The organism is Prevotella sp. oral taxon 306 str. F0472, from assembly GCF_000257925.1.
In the GTDB taxonomy this organism is placed as follows: domain Bacteria; phylum Bacteroidota; class Bacteroidia; order Bacteroidales; family Bacteroidaceae; genus Prevotella; species Prevotella vespertina.
This window is the reverse complement of record NZ_AJIN01000036.1, coordinates 120,116-141,826: the sequence shown is the minus strand read 5'-3', so window position 1 is coordinate 141,826 and position 21,711 is coordinate 120,116. Positions and strand designations below refer to the sequence as shown.

The window sequence follows — 21,711 nt, the reverse complement described above, 5'->3', positions numbered from 1 at the left end:
GATGTTTTGCTTATGACACAGTTGAAATGACATCCTCATCTTCTGCATCAAGTTTGTCGTCAGTTGCAAATAACGGAGTAAGCCAATCGCTGTCGGGACGGCAAACTAATCGTGCGCATCTATATGCCCAACTTAATCTATATATGGTTTCTCCTTGAAAGCGACCACTTTCTCCTTTAGTAACTACTAGTGCAGCAAATGGTTTGAGGACTGCCCTTTCCTTTCCATGGAATTTTTGGGCTGCTCTTGTGCACAATGGCAAAAACCATCCAACTCTCTTGTTATTTGGATCATAATATGGAATAGCTGTTTTGTAATTCCATTGGCACCTTTTCACAGATTCACCTATTGTCTGTTTTAAAAGTGTTTGAAGAAAGAGGTTATTTGTGGAGTCCTTTGGAAGTAAATCACATATTCTTTTATCGTATTGATCTGGTGTCTCATCAGTTTTCCATTCGGCATCATCTCTTAAAACTTGTCTCAACCATTCGATAGGCAAGCGAGATGGATGTTCTCTGATAATATGATCTCTATCTATAGATAAATTATTCTCATTTGGTTGGCATAGCAAATTACCTTCTTTGAAATACGTAGCTGGTTTAGGCATGTCAGATATATTACGCCCCATCTCTTTGCCTAAATCCTCCCCATTTATACAGAATGACCTAAACATCCATCTGTTATTAACATCTTTACGTGTCATATAGCAAAAAATGGGCTCATAGCGATAGTCAACAAGACCTGTATTCCAGCAAGCATATAAATTATCTTTTGATTTTGATATTTTATTTTCGTATTTTACACGGGTATAAGTATAGCACAAATAATTATCAAGAAGTTTATTTGTTCTATTGTTTTCATCCCAATTTTCGTCTAGAGCCATCGTTCGCAACTTATTAACATTAGACGGGAAACTATTTTTATCTGGATCAAAATATATGTCGTCAATCATCTCGTATCTGGAAATATTGTGTATTCTTACGCAATGATTGGTAGGATTAAATTGTAATTTATACTTGAAGGTAAACTCTGCTGGTTTACCTTTCCATCCTACTTCTTTCATTAACCTAACAATACTTACCCAACCTTCCGTACTATTAGCTAATTTTTTATATGCTTTACGCACCTCGTGTGGCTTTAGATCGCCATTAAGAGAAGTCCCAGATATGTGGCTCGTATTTGAGACAGCTGAAGCTGAAGTAGAAGCGGGTGATTTCTCTGAATCTATGCTATTGCTTTCTCTATACATATACGGCACACCCTTAAAATAAATAGAAATGCCATCAAGTGATTTAATTAAATCAGTCAATTTATCGTGACCATAATCTTGTCGCCAATCTATATTTTTAGATTCTAGGAATTTTGGAATTTGAGCTAAAGAAACACATGGGTAATTACATTCTTCAAATTCCTTGAATTTGCCACATGCAACTTTATCATCGTAGAAATTAATCACGATTGCTGCTAAATCCTTTAAGTCTTTCATATACTTTCGCTGTTTTTTAAGAATTGATTTTTGCTCAACTAATAGTGCTATAGAATTAACTCTTAGTAGTTCTGAGATTCTTGCAAGCGCATTCAGTGTGAACGTGTCTTGATCTAATGGCAAAGTTACTAAAATTATTTGAGCTAAGAGACATTACACTATAATTTTGCATGTATATTTCTGAAAGTTTATCTTTGCACCAATTCATATTCGCGCTGTTTTATAGTGTCAAGTGTCAAAAGTGCCACAAATTTATCCTAGCGTAATTCTTGTTTGTGAACACCCCAACCCCATTTTGCGAACACAGAAGCCATAATCCAATAAAATAATCAATAAAGATAGTTGCTTTGCGAAAGTCTCCGTGTTCGCATGGTGTTCGCAGATAAAGAAAAAGGAGTTGCAAATTTCTTCGTAACTCCTTGATTTTTAATGTGGACCAGCCTGGGCTTGAACCAGGGACCTCCAGATTATGAGTCTGTTGCTCTAACCAACTGAGCTACAAGTCCGAGATGTGGTTGATACGGGTGCAAAGGTAATGAAATAAATGGAAATAGGAGAATGGAGAAGAAAGAAAATGACAGTTTTAACACATTTTGAGAAGTAGTGAAGTGCGTTTGTGGTGGTTTCTAAGTAACTTTGCAAGGGGCTTTGTTAAGGAGAGTGAGGAGTGAGAGGAGCGAAAGAGAGGTAAGACAATAGTGCTGTTGAGGAGGATTGTTTGAAGAGATGGAAGAGGGGAGAAGGAGGACAGATAACTGTTGGAAGGATGGTAAATAGTGTATAAGGAAATTGGAAACGATATATATAAAACAAGGAGAGAAGGTTGAGATAGGAGAGCTGGTAGCTACTATCGGCTTCTTTGATGGTGTGCATCGTGGGCATCAGTATTTGATAAGGAATGTGGTTGATGAGGCGCATCGGGTAGGGATGGTGTCGGCTGTGATAACGTTTGATGAGCATCCTCGGCAAGTGTTGAAAGCATCATTAGGGAAAGAAGACGATGTGAATAGCCGACCAGAATTGCTATCATCGCTTGATGAGAAACTGCTGTTATTATCAAAGACAGGCATTGATAAAGTCATCGTGTTACACTTTGATGTCGCATTGGCAGACTTATCTGCATGCGAGTTTATGGAGGACGTCTTACGCAATCAACTGAATGTACGGAAGCTGCTCATAGGTTACGACAATCGTTTCGGGCATAATCGTTCGGAGGGATTCGATGATTATAAGCGATACGGCGAGCAGTTAGGAATAGAGGTCATACACAATAATGCCTACCTTCCCGATGGTGATAAGATTAGTTCCTCACAGATAAGGACGTATATAAAAGAAGGTGATATCGTGCGTGCCAATCACTGTTTAGGTTACGATTACACCATCTCTAGCAAGATTGTGAGCGGCTTTCAGAATGGTCACAAGCTAGGTTTTCCCACTGCCAACCTCGATATCAACGCTTGCCAACAGCTCCTACCTATGCGTGGCGTATATGCTGTCATGGTTCAATTAGACCATTCCCTCGTGTGGAAGCGTGGGATGATGAATATCGGCAAACGCCCCACATTCGATGGAACAAAAGAAACTTTAGAAGTAAACATCTTCAATTTCGAGGGCAATCTCTATGGGCAAGATGTCTCTATCCGATTCATCAGTAAGATACGAGATGAGCGTAAGTTCGATTCTCTTGAAGCCCTATCCCAACAGCTCGAACAAGACAAACATACCATCAACGCACTCTTTGATAGGCGTCATCCGATGGTTGATAACATTGTAGAACAATAATAAACAAGGAAGAATATGAAGTCAAGAGAATTATGGACAGCCGTTCTTTATATCATATTATTCGTAGCACTCTTCATTGTGTTGCAAGTTATTGCATTAGTAATTACCAATCTTATAGTCTCATTCATTCATGGAACTCCCTTCTTAACCACAATGAATGGTGTCAAAGATGGTACTTCGATAGCTCTCTCAGCAGTGATTAGTAGTTTGTTAACCCTCCTCCTCTTCACTCGTACAAAGTGGGCACCAGTATCTAACCTCTATCTCAAGTCACGTCCGTGGGGCGTTCTCCTTTGGGCAGCTTTGCTCGCTTTAGGTTCTATTCTCCCGATGGAGTTTATAGCAGAGAAGATTAATCTCTCCATGCCCGAGCAAACGGAAGCAATGTTCCAAAGCATTATGAAGACATCATGGGGATATATCGCCTTAGGTATCATGGCACCATTGGCAGAGGAGGTAGTCTTTCGCGGTGGTGTACTCCGTGTACTCCTGAATGCAACGGGCAGTAAGAGTCACTGGATAGCTATCATCCTCTCGGCTCTCGTCTTTGGTTTCATCCACTTCAACCTGGCGCAGGGCGTCCACGCCTTCTTGCTCGGTTTGGTACTTGGATGGATGTATTATCGCACAAAGAGTATTCTGCCAGGGCTTATGTTGCATTGGATGAACAACACAGTAGCCTATGTGATGTTCCATTTAATGCCACAGATGAGCGACGGAAAGCTCATCGACTTCTTCCATGGAAGTGAGCGAATGATGTATGGCGGACTGTTTTTTTCGCTTTGCATACTCATCCCGTCCATCTTCCAATTAGCCCTTCGGATGAAGAAGGCATAACGACGAACCTTCTTATTCCGCAATGATAAGGGTGCATCAAATGTCCGTTAGGATTATTGATGCACCCCTTTTTTAGTCCTGTTACCTATGACCTCTTTCAGTCTCAGCCCATGAAACTCATTGTATCATACGTCTGAAACACAGCGTCTCACGTACGTGATACACACAGTCTCACGCCTTTGAGACACACAGTTTCAGTACATGAAACCCACAGTTTCAATACATGGAACGCAGGGTTTCAGTATATGGAACGCACAGTCTCAGTCTTGGGTAATGCTGCTGAGACTTACATGTTGTCACACTCTTCGCCCTCATGTACAGGAATCTTAGCGTCCTTTGTAGTCTTCACAGCCTTATAACCGAACTTCTCGAAAGCCTTTTGCAACTTCGCTTCATCCGTTTTCTTGGCATCATAAGTGATATAAACTTTCTGCTCTTCGGTGCTTGTCTTGATCTCTTTCACGCCTTTTTCAAAGCGGAGATTCCCCTTTACTTTGTTCTCGCAGTTGGCGCAGTGCATTTGAGGAGTCGTAGTGAAAATAACAGTCTTGAGCTCTTTTGCTGATGCAATCATGGCTACCATGAGAAGCACCAAAGTGATGATTGACTTTTTCATAATCTTATATTTTATATTTAGTAATTGATATGTTTGACACTTATTGTAGTCGCTTTCCTAAGTTAAGACGTAAGCCCACGTATGCCATCGCACCTTGGATAGGACCATAGACCATCGTTGGTTCGAAGGTGTTCGACCATGGATTGTCATATCCGATGATAGGGTTCTTCTGCTTGAAGTTGGTTAGGTTCTCGCCACCAACATAGACTGAGAAGTGGCGGAAGTGGCGTGTTATCTGTGCATTCACTTGCCCGTAAGCCTTGTAGGTGCGCTCCCATGATAGGTTGCCTGTCACTGGTGAGGTGTAAGGTTCGGGCATTCGTCCACCGCCATTGAGTGCTAATGTAGCATCGAACTGCCACAAACCTAGAGGCGTCTTATAGCTTGCGGTGAGCAAAGCCTTGTATCTGCTTTGCAGCGGTTTCCACATCAGTCGATTGTTGTAAGTCGCTTTGACGAGGTTATAACGATAAGCGGCTGTGAGGTCGAGCCCTTTGAATAACTCATAAGAGGCATCCACCTGGAAGGTGTGTGAGAAACTTTTGCCATTGAGATTGGTGATGTGCAGCTCCTGTGGGTTGGTATCGTAATCAACAAGCGTTTGTGAGATGAAGTGCGTGTAATAATATTCCGTATTCAACTTGAGTAACTTGTTGTTGATAGGGAAGGTGAAGCTTAGGCTTGCCCCATAGTTCCATGCAGCCTCCTGCTTGAGGTTGTCTATGATAAGGCGGCGTCCTGATGCCATGAGGAAATTGTTTTCAGCCAAAGCGTGAGGGCTTCGATAGCCCTTACCAGCCGATAGACGCATTGTAAGGAAGCTCGCTGGAACCCACTTCAGATGGAATCTTGGCGTGAAGAAGGTGCCATATATATTACTATGGTCAATGCGTAAGCCCGCCATAGCGATGAGTTTACCATTCAAGTTATAGGTGTATTGCGCATAAGCACCAGGTGTTGTCTCACTCTCAATGCCCCTCGTCATCGGATAGAGGTTACCATAGTCAGATGGGTTATAGCCTGTTGGGAGCGTCAGTCGCTGGTGCAGATAGTCGTGATTGAGGCTCAATCCAGCCGATAGATTATGCTCTGGTGTGAAGTTCGTCTCGAATATCAATGAGGCATAAGCATTCTTTTCGTTGACGAAGTATTGCTTAATACCATATTGCGCATCCTGCTTGTGCATGGAAACGTTACCCATTAAGGCGATGTTCGTGCCGTGCTCCGGATTGAGAATAAGAGCGTGCTTCATGTAAGCCTCATAGCGGTCAGTTGCGATGTTGATGCGATAAGGTGTAGTCATAGCTGGCATTAAGGATGCGTGATGACTAACCTGTCCGCTCATTCTATCCTCTTTTAATAGTGACAAACCAGCGTGGAGCATGTAGTTGCCCGTCTTCCAGTACCATCGGTTCTGTAGGTTATATTGTCTCACTTGAGGGTCGTCTTGGAATCCATCCCCATTACCATCATGCCTACTCCAATTATTCTCGAAGTGTGCAAGAAGTTCCGTACTAAGGTTCTTGTTACCATTGATATGAATGTTACCATCCGCATTGGCTTCGAACTTCCCCATAGTACTTCCGTATAGATTAACGCTCATGCCCGTTTCATCCTCTGGTTTGATGTATTCGACGTTAATCTGTCCAGTCATGGCCTCATAGCCGTTCTTCACTGAAGAGTTACCCTTGCTCACCTGCATACTCTTCATCCAGTTGCCTGGGACATAGCCCAATCCGTAAGGTAGGGCAGCACCGCGAAAGTTAGGGAGGTTCTCTGTTAGCATTTGAACATAGGTGCCACTCAATCCGAGTAACTTCACTTGTTTTGCTCCAGTAGTGGCATCCGAGTAGTTGACATCTACTGAAGGGTTATTGACGAAACTCTCCCCAAGGTTGCAGCATGCAGCTTTGAAGAGTTCATCACGTAGAATATCCTTTCCGTTGATAGCGCCCGCCAACGTGCGCACAGTCGCTGCCCTTGCTGTTACCGTCACGTTTGAAAGCGTTTGTTCTTTCAGTGTTGCAGTTGTGTCAATTGGGGTTGTTGTGGTGGAATCAATGGCCGTCTGTTGTGCGAAAGCCGTTGGAGTAAAGAGCAGCGCAAGCCCTGCAAGTTGTATTTTCTTATTCATATAAAGTCTTTAAAATGATAGTTTGAAATGAATCGTATGGCATTCTGTGTTGTCTGATGAGCCATACAATAATCCTTCGAGCCAACGAGAGAAACGTAGATGCATGATGGATAAGCCCATCAAGACATCCTCTTGGTGCCTAATAGTGCCTCGTTAAAGCTCTGATACGCCGAGTGTATCCCTTATTGAAAGGGATTCAGAGAGACTTTATATCAAATAAGAAGTGTGGTAAGAAAGCGTAGATATTGCCTAGGCGGACTATGCCAAAGCAATGACAGCACTTTCTCTGGAGCCTTTGTCAATGTGGGCAAAGGCAATAACGAGCAACTTGTAACTAGTTGCGGGAGTAGAGATATTTGGATAGGATGCATCTTCTGTATAGAAGATTGTGCAGTATTTGTGGCAGACAAGCTCTTTACTTGCAGTTTCATGCAGTGCTTATTAGCCTCTTTCTTGCAATGTCCATCCCTCATGTTATCGGCTACAGACACATTACCAGTATGCTCACAAACCATTGTCAGCACACCAGAACCAATCCAAACAATCATCAGTGATAGTAGGAGGGAAAGTGTTATATTTACCGATTTTCTCATCTTTTGCGGGGCAAAGTTAGGTATTTATTAGTAACTTTGCAACGTTTTTAAAGGTTATTTAGATGTTTCGTTCGTTTTTTAACAGGCGTTTTTACAAGAGTGCAAGTTTTATTCTCGTAGTCTTCTTATTGTCATCTATTTCCGAGCGTAACCTCTCGTTGACAAGAAGACATATACAAAGATGTGCCGTAGATGTTACTGAAAAGTCTTATTATCAGTTGGACGTTGATGGTAAACCTGCAGCTTATTTCTCCAATTATACCGACTCCACCTTTGTAGAGGGTAGTCTGCCAGGTGACTCTATACGCTCACGTATGTCCGTAACAGAGGGCTATTGGGTGAATAAACTACCCATTTTGCCTTCTAGCTTTGGGCGTATAGCTGTGATAAGGCGTCATTATCCTTCCACAATTATCAATCTGAAGGATCAGAAGTTGCGTCAGGTATTGATGTACGCATTGATGAAGATGGATATAAAGTTAGTGGGTTTACAGTCCAAACGCAATGAAACTGCCTATTATTTGCGTGTTCATAGTGTGCAAGACTATGGTTATAACAAGATTGCCGATTATCATACAGCGGTGGTTCATCAGATAGATTCATTGCAAAGGATTATACACGTTTTGCAAGATATAAAACCTACTGCACGTCTTCGAATCCGTCAAGTGAATCAATACACAGCACGTGTATGGTATAAGCCAGGCGAGATAATGGTTTGTAATCGCTTGAATGATGAGTCAAACCGATGGGCTCTTTGCTTGCAGACATCCGATTGTATGACTCCTTGGATGATCTCTTCACGCTTCGGCAGAGAGCGAGGAATGCAAGAGAGTTTGCGTAACTTCAAGGCTTATTCGCATCCTGTTCTTGGCTTTCCAGCAGGAGCTTTGATTGATTCTGCAGGTTATTACGTTGGCGAGCAACGAGGAGGAAAGGCTGAGGGGTATGGTCAGTATTATGGTAATGATGGTAGTTTTTATGATGGGCATTGGCAGGATGGCAAGCGAAATGGCTTTGGTATCAATGTTGCACCACATGACTTTCTGAAGGTGGGGGAGTGGAAGAACAATGTATTTAAGGGCGAGCGTCTCACTTACAACGCTGACCGTATCTATGGCATAGACCTTTCTAAACATCAACATGAGAAGGGGGAGCAGCGTTACAGCATAGCTTGGAGCAAGTTAAGAATCACCCATCTCGGTACATTAAGTAGTAAGAAGGTGGAAGGGATAGTTGACTATCCTGTCTCATTCGCCTATGTTAAGGCAACTGAAGGGCGAACTTTACTCAACAACTATTACTATTCTGATTACTTGGCAGCCCGTCAGCAGGGGATCAGAGTGGGCTCTTATCATTTCTTCTCAACCTTGTCTTCGGGCTATATGCAGGCTAACTTCTTCTTAAAGAAAGCTCGATTCCGGAAAGGCGACCTACCCCCTGTGCTCGACGTAGAGCCTACTGATGCGCAAATTCATGCTATGGGAGGTGCAGAAGTGCTGTTCAAACAAGTGAGGATATGGATGTCTATGGTATTTAAACATACGGGGCATCGCCCTATACTCTATATCAGTCAGTCGTTTGCCAATCGTTATATGCCCTTAGCCCCCGACCTTGGTGATAACTATCTCGTGTGGATTGCGCGTTATGGAGAGTATAAACCTAACTTCAAGTTAGCTTACTGGCAGCTTAGTCCTGATGGTAAGGTGCGTGGTATTCATGGTGATGTTGATATCAACGTGTTCAATGGGTATAGCAATCAATACGAAGACTTCTTAAAGAGACATTGCTTTTGAATGTCGCTTTAAGAAGTTATAAATAATTGTGTGATACGATTCTAATGCGCCTTAGAGAGTAATCTCTCCAGAGCCAAAGCAGCGGTGGTGCTGCTCATCATATATGACACAGAACTGTCCGGGGGCAACTCCATGAATACTCTCTGTAGAATGGATGAGGCACTTCCCCTCGCTTAGTTGCTCCACAGTAGCCGTATGATACTCTGGTGTATGGCGTATCTTGAAAGTCACCTTAGCGGGTAGTTCTGTGATACCTTCGGTTAGGAAGTGGAAATCATGCAGTGGGAAGTCCTTCTTATAAGCTGTTGCTGGATCATAACCATGGCTTACATAGAGAATATTCTGCGCCACATCCTTCTTAACAACGAACCAAGGACCACCGCCAAGACCTAATCCTTTGCGTTGTCCGATGGTGTGGAACCATAGTCCACGGTGCTCACCAATCTTCTTACCAGTCTCTAATTCGATGATGTCACCCATCTGCTCTCCCAGATAACGACGTACATACTCATTGTAATCAATGTTGCCAAGGAAGCAGATACCCTGTGAGTCTTTCCTACGAGCATTGATTAAGTGCTCCTGTTCGGCAATTTCTCTCACCTCATTCTTCGCATAATGCCCTATAGGGAATATCGCTTTCTTTAGTTGCCAATCGTATATTTGTGCTAAGAAGTCGGTCTGATCTTTTACAGGGTCAGGACTTGTTGTAAGCCATTTACGCCCATCAATCCATTCAGTCTGCGCATAATGCCCCGTTGCAATTAGGTCATAATCATGTCCCATCTTCGCATCGAAGGCACCAAACTTTATGAGTCTGTTGCACATCACATCAGGGTTTGGAGTGAAACCAGCCTTTACCTTTTCCATAGTATAGCTCGTTACCTGATCCCAATACTCCTTATGACAATCGATGACCTGCAACTTGCAGCCATAACGATGCGCCACGGCAGTAGCCATCTCCAAGTCTTCTTCTGAGTTGCAATCCCATTCCTCCTTCTCTTCTGGTCCTATCTTAATATAGAAACAATCGGGGTGTAAGCCCAGTCGAGCAAACTCATACACGACGACCGAGCTATCTACACCGCCAGAGAGAAGCACTGCGATGCGTTTGTCTTTTATCTCCTGAATATCCATTCTATAATCCTTTCCTATCTAAAATACCATCAGGCTTGTACCTGTTCTTCGGTTATCTTCTTACGATGCGATACCTTCATGCGATCAAAACCAACGCCATACACACCATTAACAGCCCCTTGCGAAACGAATGCGTTAGGGTCTATTTCATCAATGAGTTGGTAGATGGCACGTGCTTCCGAACGCCTTGCTATGATGAAGAGCATCTTCAACTCCTTACCCGTATAGAACCCTTGTGCATTGATGATGGTACATCCACGTGGCACATCGTTATTGACTGCTGTTCCTATCTCTGCCCAGTGCTCTGATATAACAAAGAACTGAACGGAACCTCGCATACCATTAATCATGTAATCAACAACGTATGTCATGACAAAGAGAACGATGTATCCATAGATTACTTTCTCCCAGTTGTTCAATACGAGATAACTTGAGCTAATGATGCAAAGGTCGCATGCCAAGATGACACGACCTAGTGAGATGTCACGGTACTTATGTATCATTGCAGCCACAACATCCGATCCGCCAGAGCTTGCATTGTACTGTAATGCGATGGCAACACCAGCTCCTAATAGTACACCTCCTACTACACAGGCAAGGAAAGGTTGGTCGGCAAAGAGTGCATGACCTGCGAACACCTGTCTAAAGAACGATGTAAAGATGGCAAAGGTGACCACTGCAAAGATAGTTCTAATGCAGAACTTCCATCCAAGAATCCTCAAAGCAATAAAGAGTAAGATACCATTAATTGCCAAGTAGGTATATTGAACGGGAATGTCCAAACCCCATTGGATAACAGAGGCAATACCCGCAATGCCACCAATTGTAATCTTGTGAGGTAAGAGGAAGGCGCACCATCCAAAACTACCAAGCAACATTGCAAAAGCAATCACTAAGAACTCCCATACGTCTCTTAGCTTGTTTTTTCTTTTTCTGACCATGTGTTTATCGATAAATAGTATTTTGCAAAGATAGTGAAAATATAATGAAAATCAAGTTGCAGGATGTTTTTTTCATCTCTATGAGATGTTCTTTCTCTTGCAAGAGAGTTTTTTCTCCAATCAAAGTAACGCCCTTTTCATTGTGACGAAAGCCTTTCCTCATAGCAAGAAGAGCCTCTCTTTGCGTGAAAGAAAGGCTCTTCTGTTTATTAGTTGGTATTCTCTTTGATTTGTGATTATTGCTTGTTTCGTTTGTTGAAGAGGCGGAATAACTCTCCAATCCATAGAACGATAGAGGTTGAAGTGACGATGATCAACCAATCAGAAAGGCTAAGGGGAGTAACGTTGAACATCCTTCCACCGCATTGCACAATGATGATCTGACCCACAAATATCAACAAGGCTATAACCCCAAAACCCTTACAACCTTTCAAGTGGAAGGCACTGCGTCCTGTTGCAAAGGCTCGCGCATTAAACATGTTCCAGAACTGTATCATCACAAAGAGTGTGAAGAAGATGCTCAACTCATGGTCAGTTAGTCCTTGATTTCCCATATTCTTCCATGTAAGGAAGTCGGTCATTGATTGAATAGGAGCATGTTCCAGCATATAAAGCAATGTGAGTAGGATTACAAAAAACAAACATCCAACACTGATAATGAGCCTTGTCATTGCTGGATTAATAATGAATGACTTGCGGTTGCGAGGCTTGTCACGCATGACATCTTTCGATGGTGGGAGGGATGCGAGAGCCATTGCTGCGAAGGTATCCATAATGAGGTTGACCCATAACATTTGAGTTACTGTCAGTGGACTCTGCGTCCCCATCAATGCACCTGCTAGAACGATAAGGCAGGCAGCAACGTTTACTGTCATCTGAAAAAGGATAAATCTCTGAATGTTCTGATAGAGTGATCGCCCCCACATTACCGCACGACCGATAGAACGGAAGGAGTTATCAATGATGGTGATGTCGGATGCTTCTTTCGCTACATTCGTTCCATCTCCCATTGATAAGCCCACGTGTGCCGCTTTGAGAGCTGGTGCATCGTTTGTACCATCACCCGTAACAGCTACGACTTGGTGCTGGGCTTGCAAGGCTTCAACCAATCGCTTCTTATCCATTGGGCGTGCGCGGGCTATGATCTTTAGACTGTTTACACGTTTAGAAAGTTCTTCGTCGCTTAGAGCTTCAAACTCCGAACCTGTTATCACACAGTTGTCACAATCCTTCTCAGTCCATAGTCCCACCTGTCGACCTATCTCTTTTGCTGTTCCAGGAGTATCGCCTGTGACAATCTTAACATCTATTCCAGCATCAAGACATTCCCGAACAGCAGCAGGAACCTCCTTACGAACAGGGTCAGAGATGGCTACGATACCTTGGAAAGTTAACCCTTTCCCTGTTTGTTTAATGGTATCGAGGAGGGTTGGAATTACCCCCTCGTGTAAGTTGTCATCGTCGATGAGCATACAAGCAAAGCCTAATGTGCGCATAGCTTGGTTCTGCCAAGTTAACAACTGGTTGCTAATTTCATCCCACGAACGATTCCCCATGATAGAAGAACAATAGTTACGGATGATGTCAGTTGCACCTTTTATATATAAGATGGTCTTCCCTGGAAGTTGAGCAGAGCGCACCAAAGTTCCCATGCACTTGCGTTCTGTTGAGAAAGGAAGTTCGTCTATAACCTCAGCCTCTGTGCGCAACTGACGATAATCATAGCCCTGATCATTTAACCAAAGTAGGAGTGCACCTTCTGTTGGGTTGCCTAAGGCGGTTGGGTGATGGGCATCAGTGAAATCGAGAGACGCTGTTGAGTTCACAGCAATAGCCTCTCTTGCTAGCGCCCTGTGCTCTTCAGTCTCCCTGTCAATAGCCATTTCACTCACACGCATTTGATTCTGCGTTAGCGTTCCGGTCTTATCTGTACAAATGACAGTCGTTGCTCCCATTGTTTCGCAAGCGTGCATCTTGCGCACAAGATTATTTGTTTTTAGCATACGACGCATTGAATAAGCCAAAGAAAGCGTTACTGCCATAGGTAATCCTTCGGGAACAGCAACGACGATAAGCGTCACGCAAATCATAATTGAGTCTAGGAGATATTGCAGGAAGTGTACCCAATCGAAGGAGAAGTTCGAAAAGAACATGATAATGCGGGCAATGAGAATGAGGGCGGCAATGGTGTAGCTAGCCCAAGTAATAAGTTTGCCCAATCGTTCTAATTGCTCGGTAAGAGGTGTCTTAACGCTGTTGTCAATCTGAGAAGCTACGAAAACCTTACCATTTTCGGTGTTATCTCCAATCTTCTCAACACGGAATAAACCATGACCTTCCATCACCTTCGTTCCACGAAGGACATAGTTTGTTGGGAATGTTGCGTCTTTATAGAAATCAGCTTCGTGTGTACTCTTATGACAGATAGGCTCTCCTGTGAGAGAAGACTCGTCTATATTGAGTGAGATAGCTTGTAGTAACGTTCCATCTGCAGGCACTTCAGAGCCCGTGTTGAGCCTAACAATATCGCCAACAACCACTTCTCGCTTTGTTATTTGGGTGGTGTTGCCATTGCGAATGACCTCCACTGGCTCTTCGTCATTGACTTGGTTGAGAACAGAAAAGGCTTTGTTCGCTTTCTCTTCGAAGAAGAATGCCATGCCAGTAGCCAATAGTATGGCGATAAAAATGCCTACTGGCTCGAAAAACACCTCTGTTCCTTCATGCAAACCATAGTATTCATAGAAAGAGATAGCGATAGAGAGAACGCCAGCAACAAGTAGGATGATAATCAGAGGATCCTCAAATTTCGTTATAAAACGCTTCCACATAGGCTCTTTCGCAGGTGGTGTGAGGAGGTTTTCACCGTACTTCTGCCTACTTGCTAACACCTCTTGATCATTAAGCCCGTTAATTATCTTCTTCTCTTTCATAATGTCTTTGTGTATGAGACAACGGCGACAAAAGGGAACATGTTTGCCTTTTAGCTGTTGTACTTGGGCTGCAAAGATACAAAGAAAAAATGATATTCGGCGACAGAAGGGAACATGTTTACAATCAAGTGGAAGTTCCCTTGATTGTAAATAATCAGATAGTAGTATTCTTGTTTATAGTATTTTAGATGTGAGGAATTAGTGGGGGAGGGGCTTGGTATTATCTTTTATGGAGGAACTTGTTCAAATCCTTTAGTATAAATTATGGTCAAAAAAAGAAAGAGAAAGGTTACATATATGGAAACTAATGCTTATCTTTGTAGCAGACAATCAATAACATGGAACGAGAAGCAAGATTTAAGATAGCCTATATGCAGGATGCAATAGACTTCTTAACCCTCTTACCACAGAAAGCAAGGGTCAAAGTGGTATACAATATAGGTAAGAGTATGTTCGTACTCGACAATAGTTTGTTTAAAAAACTGGGTAATACAGATATATGGGAGTTCCGAACTCTATATGATGGGATGGCTTATCGCCTGTTTGCTTTTTGGGATACAGATGCAGAGACATTGGTTGTTGCTACGCATGGCATTACAAAGAAAACGCAAAAGACACCTTTAAAAGAAATAAAGAAGGCTGAGGAAAAGCGAAAAGAATATTTTAATAATAAGCGAAGAAAATAATGGGACAGGAGAAGTTATATACACATGAGGATATGCTTGACACTGTTTTGGGCAAGCAAGGGACTGTTTTGCGTGATGAATACGAGTCTGATATGAACTCGTTCCTTATGGGAGAAGCCATAAAGAAAGCTCGTAAGTCACGGCATTTAACACAAGAGCAGTTAGGAGAACTTATGGGTGTTAAGAAAGCGCAAGTATCACGTATTGAAGGAGGACGTAATCTTACATTCACTACTATCGCTCGTGCCTTTAAAGCAATGGGAATTAGTGCATCCTTTGAAGCGCAGGGAATCGGTCGTATAGCATTGTGGTAAAGATGGTATTATACTATTGTTAAAATTGAAGGAAATTATTTTTGCTGTCATTCCTGTCATCTTTTCACAGTATATAAGGTGTTAGTAATCAATGATATAGTGTAGATGTTAAAACTGACAGCAAATGATTTTAAAACTTAATTAGGGGTTTTATGTAATATAAATGAACAGATTTTGTATTACTAAGATGGTTAAGAATACCTTTCATAAGCTGGACTTACGAACATAAGTCTACCCTTCACGGAAAAAGTCGAGTGCTTCCTTAATGTCTTCCTCCGTGATGGTCTGATCGATGCGGATGTCTCCAATACCACCAAGGAGCGTCACATTGATTTCATTACCATGATTCTTTTTATCGTGGTGCATGAGTTCTATAAGCTCAGGATAGTCGTTACAGGTGATAGGAAGACTTCCATAATACGCTCGAATGAAGTTTACTGTTTGGCGCATGCGCTCTGTAGGGAAGTCTGTTTGTGTCGTTGCAAGATACAGTTCAGCAATCAGTCCGAAGGCGACAGCGTATCCATGCAAGACAGGTTGGCGCTTCATTGCCCATGACTCGAACGCATGTCCAAAGGTGTGACCGAGGTTTAAGGCTTTACGAATACCCTTTTCGTGTGGATCTTCTGTAACTATACGTTCCTTAATGCGTACACTCTTATCCAGCATAGAGGCTAGTTGACGAAGATTAGGTTGTGCTAGATTGAAGTTGATGAGCTCTGCCCACATCGTATCATCAGCTATCAAACCATGTTTGAGCATCTCAGCATAACCGCTGCGGATATTTTCTTCATCAAGTGTTCGGAGCCAATTGGTATCAAGCAATACAAATTCAGCATCATTAAAGACTCCTATCTCGTTCTTTAACCCACCAAAGTTGATACCCGTTTTACCTCCAACGCTGGCATCCACCATGGCAAGTAAGGTTGTTGGAACATTGATGAAGTTAATTCCCCGTTTGTAGGTTGAAGCTGCAAAACCACCTAAGTCGGTCACCATACCACCTCCAAGGTTGATGAGCAGACTGTGGCGTGTGGCTTTCCCTTGCTGTAATGATTCCCATACATGGACGAGTGTGTCAAGATTCTTACGTCTGTCAGTTGCACCAATAATAATTGTTTGGGCATCTTTCAGACATAAATAATCCTTGACAAGAGACCAACAGAGTTTGTTAGTAGTCTCGTCTACGAGAACAAAGATTCTATCATGTTCACATTCAGCAATGGCTTTTGCCAAGTCTGTCTGTAATTGTTTTGATATGATGATACGCTGTTTCATAAACTATCTCTTTACTTCCAATCCGTATAAAAGCTTGTCCTATCTGTGCAAGTCATTGCATATTAATAGATTGCTTGAAGTCGTTTGTAAGATAATTTGCTATTCGGAAGTAAGGTACGAACACTTCTATTTCGTCTCCTTGATAAGTAAATTGTATACAATCTGGGCATACGAAAGTTAGTCCCTTATCTCCAACAATGATTTTATCAGGCATCTTGGAGAGTAGGTTGTATTCCTCATTTTGAACCTTCATAATCCTCTTTATTTCTTTATTTAGAACTTGTACGAGCTGGAGACTATGTGGGTTTTTAAGGATGTCTTTCTTTCGAAGTATCTTTTGTACACGCTTGTCATAGGTGATACCTTGGGTTGTGAACGACACAGACGCACCTGTCCCTCCACCCAAGCTAAGCATGCGCTTCAATATGAATTGGACGAAATTAGGATTATTACTCTTCACTCTTTTTAATGTAATCTCTTCTCCTGGATCGTATGGACCGCACTCATCTGATATTCCCAGCCCCCAATACTCTGCCATAGCTGATTGTATATCAGGACATGATTTACCAAATATGAGAATCATTAGATGGTCTTGTAAGATAGGTAATTGTGTGACGCCATTGAGGTAGACTGGCCATTGCAGGTCAAGACTCTTGTGCCCTACATTATAAGTGGGGTCATCCTGTCCTTCGTCAGTTCCGCATTCTGTATTTAGATGGTAACGTTCCGTCTTCTTGTAAGTAACAAATCGGTCAGGTTGTGCTACCACTTTTTCGGGAGTACTTTTATCAACCAAAACGATAGAAGCCGCACTATCATTTGTAGGGTTGTTATCCACTTTCTTCGTTGTATTATTGCATGAAGATAAGACAAAGGAAATTAATATACCTGTGAAGAATACTTTATGCCTCATACTCCTTTATGTTTAATTGTATTGTATTTAATTGTTATTAGTTAAATTTACTATCAACTGCAATGTTACAAAAAATAATTGTAAATGTCTTATATAAGCTGTTAAAAGTGAAGATTAAGGCTAAACTTCTTATATGTTAAACCATCATATAAATCAGTTAATGAGATAGTTTTATGGTAAAAAGATTATTCTTGTTTGTATTCTTGTTGTTTAGTAGCATCACACTACTTGCACAGAATAGAACGATAACAGGCTCTCTTTTTGATGGAGAAGTGAAGGAGAAAGTTCCTTTTGCAGTTGTCCAGCTGTTGAAGATGGATAGCACCTATGTTGTTGGAGCTACCTCCGATGAAGGTGGTAATTTCAAAGTGACAGCTCCAACGAATGGCAGGTTTATTCTGAAAGCATCCTATGTTGGTTATAAAACGATCTTTCAGAATGTTACGATTGCTAATGATCAAGATGTTGCTATAGGGCAACTCGATTTTCAAGTGGATACGCACACGTTGAAAGAAGTTAAGGTTGTTGCAAGTGCACCAAAGGTAGTTGTGAAGGCTGATACCTTTCAATACAATGCGTCGGCATTCCGTGTTACAGAGGGATCGACTATTGAAGCCTTAGTAAAAAAGCTACCAGGAGCAGAAGTGTCGGACGATGGTACAATAAAGATTAATGGTAAAGAGGTAAAGAAAATACTCATTAATGGTAAGGAGTTCATGACTGGTGATACTAAAACAGCACTCAAGAACCTCCCTACCTCTATAATAGATAAGATTAAAGCATACGACCAGAAGAGTGATTTGAGTCGTGTGACGGGGATTGATGATGGCAACGAGTCGACAGTATTGGACTTTGGTGTTAAGGCTGGAATGAACAAAGGTTTCTTCTCAAATATTGACCTTGGAATAGGAACCAAGCATCGTTATTCAGAGAAAGCAATGGCAGCTTATTTCAATGATAAGTTTCGAATGATGGGCTTCTTGTCTGCTAATAATGTCAACGATATGGGCTTTGGTGGTGGTCCTCGTGGCGGATGGGGTGGCATACGTCAAGGATTGAATGCTACAAAGATGGTTGGTTTGAATATGAACTATGATAATGGTAAGACCTTACAATGGGATGGTAGTGTACGTTGGAATCATTCTGATGGTGACTTGAACACCCGTGTATCAATAGAGAACTTCGTTGCGTCACAAGGTTCATACGCCAATCGTCGCTCGCAGGAATATACTCGTGAGAACTCTTGGGATGGTCGTTTCCGTTTGGAGTGGAAACCTGACTCTATGTGGAATATCATGTTCCGACCTAATATCCGACTATCAAAGAGTGATGGGCAGGTTGTTAGTAAGTCGGCAGCTTACAATACCGACCCATACGAGAGTGTGGATGATCCATTGTCGGCAACAGCTATTGCACAGTTAGAAGCACAAGGTGTAATGGTGAACAATCAGCATAATACAACCATTTCTTATGGTGATAACAATGCTTTGGGAGCTATGATCCAAGTGAATCGTCGCTTGAGTCAGAACGGACGAAACGTTACCCTGCGTGTGGATGGCGATTATAGTGATTCAGATTCGAAGACTTTCTCTACACAAGACTTACAATACTTTCAGTTGAGAGATGCGCTGGGAAATTATAAAACCTATCGTGCTTATCGTTATAACCTTATGCCAACAAAGAGCTGGGATTACGCTTTGCAGGCTACTTATAGCGAACCACTTGCACGGAAGACATACTTACAATTCAGTTACCAGTTCAAATATGGCTTCTCAAAGAGCGATCGTGATACTTATGATTTCTCCTCATTACCATCTGGAACATTCGGTAGTTTGAAGCCAGCTTATCGATCATGGGATAATTATCTATGTTTATTGACGAATCCTTTGGCAAGTTATTTAGACTCTAATTTAAGCCGTTATTCAGAGTATCGAACCTATACTCACGATATGCAAGTGATGTTGCGAATGTTACATACAAAGTGGAAAATGAATGTCGGAATGAAGTTACAACCACAACATTCCACCTATATGCAGGATTATTTAGGTGTGCATGTTGATAATAAACGATCAGTGGTGAACTGGAGTCCAACGTTCGATTTCCGCTATAAATTCAATGCACAAAGCAATCTGCGTATCAATTATAATGGCGCGGTCTCGCAACCATCTATGACGCAGTTACTTGATATTGTCGATAATACTGATCCACAGAATATATCGAAAGGTAACCCTAATTTGAAGCCAGCCTTTACTAATAAGTTCCGCTTGTTCTACAATGCCTTTAGGCAAAAACATGCGCAATCAGTGATGACTTTTGCGGACTTCTCTACTACACGTAACGCCATTGGAAACAGTGTTACGTATGATGGAACGACTGGAGCTCGTACAGTACAACCAGTCAATGTGAATGGTAATTGGGATGCAAATGCAGCTGTGATGTTTAATACAAGTATTGATTCTGCAGGTGTATGGAATGTTAATACGTTCACACGAGGCAGTTTCAATCGTTACGCTAGTTATTTACAACAGAATGTAACAAGTGCTGTTGAGAAGAATATCACTAAGTCTCTGACACTTGGCGAACGCTTATCAGCTAGTTATCGCACTTCTTGGCTAGAACTAGCATTGGATGGTTCGGTTGATTACACACACTCTAAGAATAATCTCCAAAGCCTCAATAACTTGAGTACATGGCAATTCTCTTATGGTGGAAGTCTTATCTTCTCCTTGCCTTGGAACATGAGTTTATCTACTGATTTGCATCAGAATAGCCGTCGAGGATATAATGATGCGGCACTAAATACGAATGAGTTGTTGTGGAATGCACAGCTTTCTCAGAGTTTGTTAGCGGGTAATGCTTTGACATTGAGCTTACAGTTCTATGACATTTTACATCAACAAAGCAATCTCTCACGCACTATCAGTGCTGTAAACAGAACCGACACGGAATATAATAGTATAAATAGTTACATCATGTTCCGTGCTACTTATCGATTGAATCTATTTGGTGGCAAGAATGCTCCAAAGCCCAAGGATCGTGGTTTCGGACGCCCTAATTCCAATATGCCACCACCTCCTCCAGGTGGTGGAGCAATGGGTGGTGGTCGCCCACCAATGGGTGGTCCTGGTGGTTTCTAAGTAGATAAAAGGAACAAGAGACTCTTTCACTACTATATTACTTTAGACATAATGACAGAGAGACATATTCTTTTAATGACATATCCTTTGAATCACCTTTATTATATTGTAAACACCTGATAGGCACTCTATCCAACCACCAATAAATCCTCCCCATAACTCCTTAGCAAACAGTACTATTTACTCCCCTCTCCATTCGGAGAGGGGTTGGGGGTGAGGCTGGTTGGGTCGATTGTTGAGGCTTTTTTCCCTATTTCATTTGCCTAGTTAATTATTTCTTCTTACCTTTGCGCCCAGTTAAACGAAAATTAACTTGCTATAACGCATAATGAGAGTTACAAACCAGTTTATTTCAACCCTTAATGTTTGCACCCTATATAATAAAGGTGTAAGTCGTGTTGTTATGCCTGTTGCTTGCAATGCGAACAATGCTAGAGAGGTGCTGAAGAAAGAAAATAAAGAAAAGATGTTAAATTATTTGGATATTCCAAATAATTGTGTACTCTCTCTCTCTCTCTCTCTCTCTCTCTCATAGTACTATAACTCTCTATTTCTTAACGGTTTACGTGCTTACGCAATGCGTGGCACGTTATAGCGTATCGACAAAGGACTTACTGATAGTTTCCTTTGTCGTTTGTTGTTTTTGTCTTATCAATAGTTTTTTCTCATATACTCTGGTTGGAACCATGTTGACAAGCGTGGGCAACGTGCCGTTTGTGTCCTTGCCCCTGCAAGTCAATGTGGTTTCCTAATTCCCCATTACGTAATTTGAGTGAACTAACGTAATTAATAAATTAACTAGTTATTAAGCTTATGAAAAAAATTAGAAAGACCGTGCGACAACTTTATGTTTGTCCTACAATCGATGTCGTCAGTGTGGCATCCGAGGGCAGCCTCCTTGCTGGTAGTCCTCTTGTTCGTCCCGGTGGCGGTGGTACTCCTCCTGGTGGCATCAAAGTCATTGATCCAACCGAAGAAGATGGTGGCGATGATGATGAGCTAGAGGGTTAACAAGTGAATAAGTGGACGAGTAAACGAGTTGCGAGTAAACAAGTTGCTTGTCCAAGAATCAAAACAAACAGTATTAATTCCTCATTCTCCTTAGTATGGTTTTATAACCAGCAACCTTTTAAA

The 21,711-nt window shown here is 42.0% G+C and carries 16 protein-coding genes and 1 tRNA gene; 7 read left to right on the top strand and 10 right to left on the bottom strand.

All coding sequences use genetic code 11. The features are described from left to right. Positions 1 to 10: 10 nt before the first annotated feature. Both HMPREF9969_RS05780 and HMPREF9969_RS05775 read right to left on the bottom strand, forming a co-directional pair. The gene (locus tag HMPREF9969_RS05780) at positions 11 to 1,486 is read right to left on the bottom strand and encodes a DUF3825 domain-containing protein (protein WP_009434784.1); all 1,476 of its coding nucleotides are present in this window, start codon (positions 1,484 to 1,486) and stop codon (positions 11 to 13) included. 432 nt (positions 1,487 to 1,918) lie between these two features. After that, positions 1,919 to 1,992, bottom strand: a tRNA-Ile gene (locus HMPREF9969_RS05775). A gap of 283 nt (positions 1,993 to 2,275) precedes the next feature. On the opposite strand from HMPREF9969_RS05775, the gene ribF reads away from it, so the two are divergent. Beyond that, the gene (gene ribF / locus HMPREF9969_RS05770) at positions 2,276 to 3,268 is read left to right on the top strand and encodes a riboflavin biosynthesis protein RibF (protein ID WP_009434888.1); all 993 of its coding nucleotides are present in this window, start codon (positions 2,276 to 2,278) and stop codon (positions 3,266 to 3,268) included. Positions 3,269 to 3,283: 15 nt separating this feature from the next. After that, a complete protein-coding gene (locus HMPREF9969_RS05765; protein WP_009434809.1) occupies positions 3,284 to 4,105 on the top strand; it encodes a CPBP family intramembrane glutamic endopeptidase in 822 nt (273 codons plus the stop codon). A gap of 286 nt (positions 4,106 to 4,391) precedes the next feature. On the opposite strand, the gene HMPREF9969_RS05760 is transcribed toward HMPREF9969_RS05765, so the two are convergent. The 3 genes from HMPREF9969_RS05760 to HMPREF9969_RS05750 form a co-directional block, all read right to left on the bottom strand. Then, positions 4,392 to 4,721 carry a heavy-metal-associated domain-containing protein gene (locus HMPREF9969_RS05760; RefSeq protein WP_009434844.1) on the bottom strand — a complete coding sequence of 110 codons (330 nt, stop codon included), beginning with the start codon at positions 4,719 to 4,721 and terminating at the stop codon, positions 4,392 to 4,394. A gap of 40 nt (positions 4,722 to 4,761) precedes the next feature. Continuing rightward, positions 4,762 to 6,855, bottom strand: a complete 2,094-nt coding sequence (locus tag HMPREF9969_RS05755; protein WP_009434860.1) for a TonB-dependent receptor plug domain-containing protein — start codon at positions 6,853 to 6,855, stop codon at positions 4,762 to 4,764. Between the two features lie 212 nt (positions 6,856 to 7,067). Next, complete coding sequence (locus HMPREF9969_RS05750; protein WP_036895176.1) at positions 7,068 to 7,448, bottom strand: hypothetical protein; 381 nt, start codon at positions 7,446 to 7,448, stop codon at positions 7,068 to 7,070. A gap of 62 nt (positions 7,449 to 7,510) precedes the next feature. On the opposite strand from HMPREF9969_RS05750, the gene HMPREF9969_RS05745 reads away from it, so the two are divergent. After that, positions 7,511 to 9,241: a GH25 family lysozyme gene (locus HMPREF9969_RS05745; RefSeq protein ID WP_009434881.1), complete on the top strand. Its 1,731-nt coding sequence runs from the start codon at positions 7,511 to 7,513 to the stop codon at positions 9,239 to 9,241. Between the two features lie 51 nt (positions 9,242 to 9,292). Here the strand turns inward: HMPREF9969_RS05745 and mnmA are convergent, their stop codons facing one another. From mnmA to HMPREF9969_RS05730, 3 genes are all read right to left on the bottom strand, one after another. After that, a complete protein-coding gene (mnmA, locus tag HMPREF9969_RS05740; protein WP_009434863.1) occupies positions 9,293 to 10,375 on the bottom strand; it encodes a tRNA 2-thiouridine(34) synthase MnmA in 1,083 nt (360 codons plus the stop codon). A 29-nt stretch (positions 10,376 to 10,404) separates the two neighbouring features. Beyond that, entirely contained in the window at positions 10,405 to 11,316 is a 912-nt protein-coding gene (locus tag HMPREF9969_RS05735; RefSeq protein ID WP_009434884.1) for a YitT family protein, read from the bottom strand. A gap of 236 nt (positions 11,317 to 11,552) precedes the next feature. After that, positions 11,553 to 14,249 (bottom strand): calcium-translocating P-type ATPase, PMCA-type, encoded by a 2,697-nt coding sequence (locus HMPREF9969_RS05730; protein ID WP_009434793.1) that lies wholly within the window; start codon positions 14,247 to 14,249, stop codon positions 11,553 to 11,555. A 338-nt stretch (positions 14,250 to 14,587) separates the two neighbouring features. On the opposite strand from HMPREF9969_RS05730, the gene HMPREF9969_RS05725 reads away from it, so the two are divergent. After that, the gene (locus HMPREF9969_RS05725) at positions 14,588 to 14,935 is read left to right on the top strand and encodes a type II toxin-antitoxin system RelE/ParE family toxin (RefSeq protein WP_009434830.1); all 348 of its coding nucleotides are present in this window, start codon (positions 14,588 to 14,590) and stop codon (positions 14,933 to 14,935) included. Further along, positions 14,935 to 15,249 carry a helix-turn-helix domain-containing protein gene (locus HMPREF9969_RS05720; protein ID WP_009434926.1) on the top strand — a complete coding sequence of 105 codons (315 nt, stop codon included), beginning with the start codon at positions 14,935 to 14,937 and terminating at the stop codon, positions 15,247 to 15,249. The genes HMPREF9969_RS05725 and HMPREF9969_RS05720 overlap by 1 nt, the downstream gene beginning before the upstream one ends. 231 nt (positions 15,250 to 15,480) lie before the next feature. Here HMPREF9969_RS05720 and aroB read toward each other — a convergent pair whose 3' ends face one another. Further along, positions 15,481 to 16,527, bottom strand: coding sequence for a 3-dehydroquinate synthase (gene aroB, locus HMPREF9969_RS05715; protein WP_009434891.1), 1,047 nt, complete (start codon positions 16,525 to 16,527; stop codon positions 15,481 to 15,483). A 52-nt stretch (positions 16,528 to 16,579) separates the two neighbouring features. Next, the gene (locus HMPREF9969_RS05710; RefSeq protein ID WP_009434906.1) at positions 16,580 to 17,440 is read right to left on the bottom strand and encodes a hypothetical protein; all 861 of its coding nucleotides are present in this window, start codon (positions 17,438 to 17,440) and stop codon (positions 16,580 to 16,582) included. Between the two features lie 173 nt (positions 17,441 to 17,613). Between HMPREF9969_RS05710 and HMPREF9969_RS05705 the strand changes: the two genes are divergently transcribed. Both HMPREF9969_RS05705 and HMPREF9969_RS05695 read left to right on the top strand, forming a co-directional pair. After that, complete coding sequence (locus tag HMPREF9969_RS05705) at positions 17,614 to 20,577, top strand: outer membrane beta-barrel protein (RefSeq protein WP_009434831.1); 2,964 nt, start codon at positions 17,614 to 17,616, stop codon at positions 20,575 to 20,577. 813 nt (positions 20,578 to 21,390) lie between these two features. After that, the gene (locus HMPREF9969_RS05695; RefSeq protein WP_036895174.1) at positions 21,391 to 21,588 is read left to right on the top strand and encodes a hypothetical protein; all 198 of its coding nucleotides are present in this window, start codon (positions 21,391 to 21,393) and stop codon (positions 21,586 to 21,588) included. The last annotated feature ends 123 nt before the right edge of the window (positions 21,589 to 21,711 follow it).